Consider the following 2,970-nt stretch of genomic DNA (forward strand, 5'->3'; position numbering starts at 1 on the left):
AGTGGCGATGTGTCACTGCCGTTACGCGGTGATTTGTACGACCGGCCTCGTCAACTAGTTTGCGTTGAACATGGTAAAGCCGCTGAAACGCATTGGGAAAAAATCGCCACGACAAACGGCCGAACTAAAGTATACCTTTACCCTAAAACAGGGCGAACTCATCAACTTCGTGTGCACTGTGCACATCAAGATGGGCTCAATATGCCTATTGTCGGTGATGACTTATACGGTACCAAATCAAACCGTTTGCACTTACACGCTGAGTCTCTGGCTTTTGAACACCCTTACAGCAAAGAGCGAATGCACTTTCAAGTCGATGCGGATTTTTAGTCGTTACCTACGCGTTACACTAGATCTCACATAACACCAGACCGCACATAACACTAGACCGCACATAACACACTAGGCAACACATAAAAAAGCCCCTCATTAAGAGGGGCAAAGTTTCCATCGCTTATAGTTATTTTAATTTTATACACCAGTTCGTCTGCCGAGCGTTTTCCCATTTTCCCAAGCAGCATCCCCAGTATGATATTGAGCTTCTACCCAAAGTCGCCGTTAACATAGCCTTTAGTACGGTCATCTTTTGGATCACTGAATATCACTTGAGTATCGTTGTGTTCAACGAGCTCACCCATCAAGAAAAACGCCGTTCTATCTGAAATACGACGCGCTTGCTGCATCGAGTGCGTCACAATAACAATCGTATAGTCTTTCTTAAGCTCTTCCATTAGCTCTTCAATCTTGTGCGTCGCGATTGGGTCAAGGGCAGAAGTCGGCTCATCCATCAAAATCACATCCGGTGCCATCGCAATGGTACGAGCAATACAGAGTCTCTGCTGCTGACCACCTGATAGGCCAAATGCGTGTGCTTTTAAACGATCTTTCACTTCATCCCATAATGCAGCACCACGTAACGAACGCTCTACGACTTCATCAAGATGCTTTTTGTCTTTAATGCCTTGAGCACGCAATCCATACGCGACATTTTCATAGATACTCATTGGGAAAGGGTTGGGCTTTTGGAATACCATCCCCACTCGAATACGAAGGTCTGACACATCAATATCGCCGTAGATATCCTGACCATCCATTTCAAGGCCGCCGTTAATCGTCACCCCTTCAATCAGATCATTCATACGATTAAGACAACGCAAAAGGGTCGATTTACCACAGCCTGACGGGCCAATTAATGCCGTCACTTGGCGAGTCGGAATCGGCAAATTAATCGATTTAAGCGCTTGGTTCTGGCCGTAAAACAGGTTCAGGTTTTCAATATTAAATTTATTCATTTTGTTTATCTCTAAATTCGGTCAATCGTCTTATTTCAACACGCTTTATATCGGCTCTTATATGTCCTGAGCCTTACTCTGAATACTCTTTTTCGCTAATGATTTTGCGAATTAGTGCTTTTCACATTCATGCTTTTTCAAGTTAGTAAGTAGCGGTGTTAAAACGACTTGCAATCAATTTGGTTATTGTGTTGATAAGCAATACAACAACAATAAGAACCGTGGCAGTGCCATACGCTTGATTCCACTCTTCAATGGTAAAAAGCTCAGTGGTTAATTTGTATAAATGGACAGTCAATGTACGTCCAGAATCCATTAAAGAATCTGGAATTCGAGCGACCATACCCGCCGTGAGAAAGACAGGGGCGGATTCACCGATAACTCGACCAATACTTAAAATGACCGAAGTGATAATACCGGGCATTGCGCTTGGTAAGATTAAGCGCCAGATGGTGTAAATTTTTGGCGCACCCAATCCATAAGAGCCTTCTCTGTATGTTTGTGGTACCGCCATTAAGGCTTCTTCCGTGGTTCGAATGATGACCGGAAGAATCAATATGCTCAGCGTTAATGCACCCGATAAGATCGAGAACCCAAAGCCCATGATCACCACAAAGAAGGTCATACCAAACAGGCCGAAGATTATCGACGGAATACCCGCTAATGACTCGGTACAGAATCGAATCACCTTAACCAGTTTACTGCCCACCTTGGCATACTCAGTGAGATAAATAGCGGTCATAATGCCCAGAGGCGCCGCAACCGAAATGGAAGCAATGACCATGTAAACAGTAGACACGATCATCGGGAAAATACCCTGAGAATCGCCAGTGTGACTGTAATTTCCAGTAATGAATGCCCAATCTACGTGTTGAAGACCATTGGACAGGATGTACCACATAATCCAAAACAGAAAACCAACCGTCAAGCCCGCTGCAGCCCATACGAATGCCGTAAGAACATTGTCCTTAAACTGGCGAGACTGCTTTAATTTCACTCTATTCATTGTCACTACCTCGCCTTCTCACGATTTAGATACAGAAGCGCCGCGTTCAGCATCATAATAAACACCAATAAAACGACCCCTGTCGCATACAATGCATTCGCATGGACGCCACTTGCGTAGGACATTTCAATAGCGATATTCGCGGTTAACGTTCGTGCTGAATCAAGAATCCCTTCTGGCATCGCCGGTGCATTACCCATCACCATAATGATCGCCATGGTTTCACCCAACGCTCTGCCAATGCCTAAAATGACACCCGTCATAATGCCGGATCTTGCCGCGGGAACGAGTAACTTGAAAATGGTAAAAATCTTCGATGCACCGAGCGCCAGTGAGCCTTCTTTATAGGTTCGTGGCACTGCACGAATGGATGTTTCAGACACAGTAATGACGGTAGGAAGAATCATCACCCCTAGTACAATAATCCCGGCTAAAATGGTGTTACCTGCTGGGACTTGGAAGATGTTTTGGATCAGGGGAACAATTATCACTAAGCCAAAAAAGCCGTAAACCACCGATGGTATGCCCGCTAGAAGCTCTACCGCTGGGCGAATAATATCGGCAACGCGCTTAGGGGCTATTTCAGCAATAAATATCGCTGTCAGAACACCAATAGGCACCCCAACGACAACCGCACCTAACGTTGAAACCACCGATGCCACAATCATTGTT

Annotated in this window: 4 protein-coding genes; 1 reads left to right on the forward strand and 3 read right to left on the reverse strand. The window is 45.1% G+C overall.

Features of this window, described 5'->3' with window-relative positions; all coding sequences use genetic code 11:
• Window positions 1-330: pseudouridine synthase (locus ACP45E_RS19990; protein ID WP_241824357.1), on the forward strand; the 330-nt coding region annotated here is incomplete at its 5' end.
• Window positions 331-542: 212 nt separating this feature from the next.
• Here ACP45E_RS19990 and pstB read toward each other — a convergent pair.
• The 3 genes from pstB to pstC all read right to left on the reverse strand — a co-directional run.
• Window positions 543-1,292 carry a phosphate ABC transporter ATP-binding protein PstB gene (pstB, locus tag ACP45E_RS19995; protein WP_017033195.1) on the reverse strand — a complete coding sequence of 250 codons (750 nt, stop codon included), beginning with the start codon at window positions 1,290-1,292 and terminating at the stop codon, window positions 543-545.
• Between the two features lie 142 nt (window positions 1,293-1,434).
• Window positions 1,435-2,298 (reverse strand): phosphate ABC transporter permease PstA, encoded by an 864-nt coding sequence (pstA, locus tag ACP45E_RS20000; RefSeq protein ID WP_017033194.1) that lies wholly within the window; start codon window positions 2,296-2,298, stop codon window positions 1,435-1,437.
• 5 nt (window positions 2,299-2,303) lie between these two features.
• The coding region (pstC, locus tag ACP45E_RS20005; RefSeq protein WP_069585473.1) for a phosphate ABC transporter permease subunit PstC at window positions 2,304-2,970 on the reverse strand (667 nt) is incomplete at its 5' end.

The organism is Vibrio genomosp. F10 str. 9ZD137, assembly GCF_049974785.1.
Taxonomy (GTDB): domain Bacteria; phylum Pseudomonadota; class Gammaproteobacteria; order Enterobacterales; family Vibrionaceae; genus Vibrio.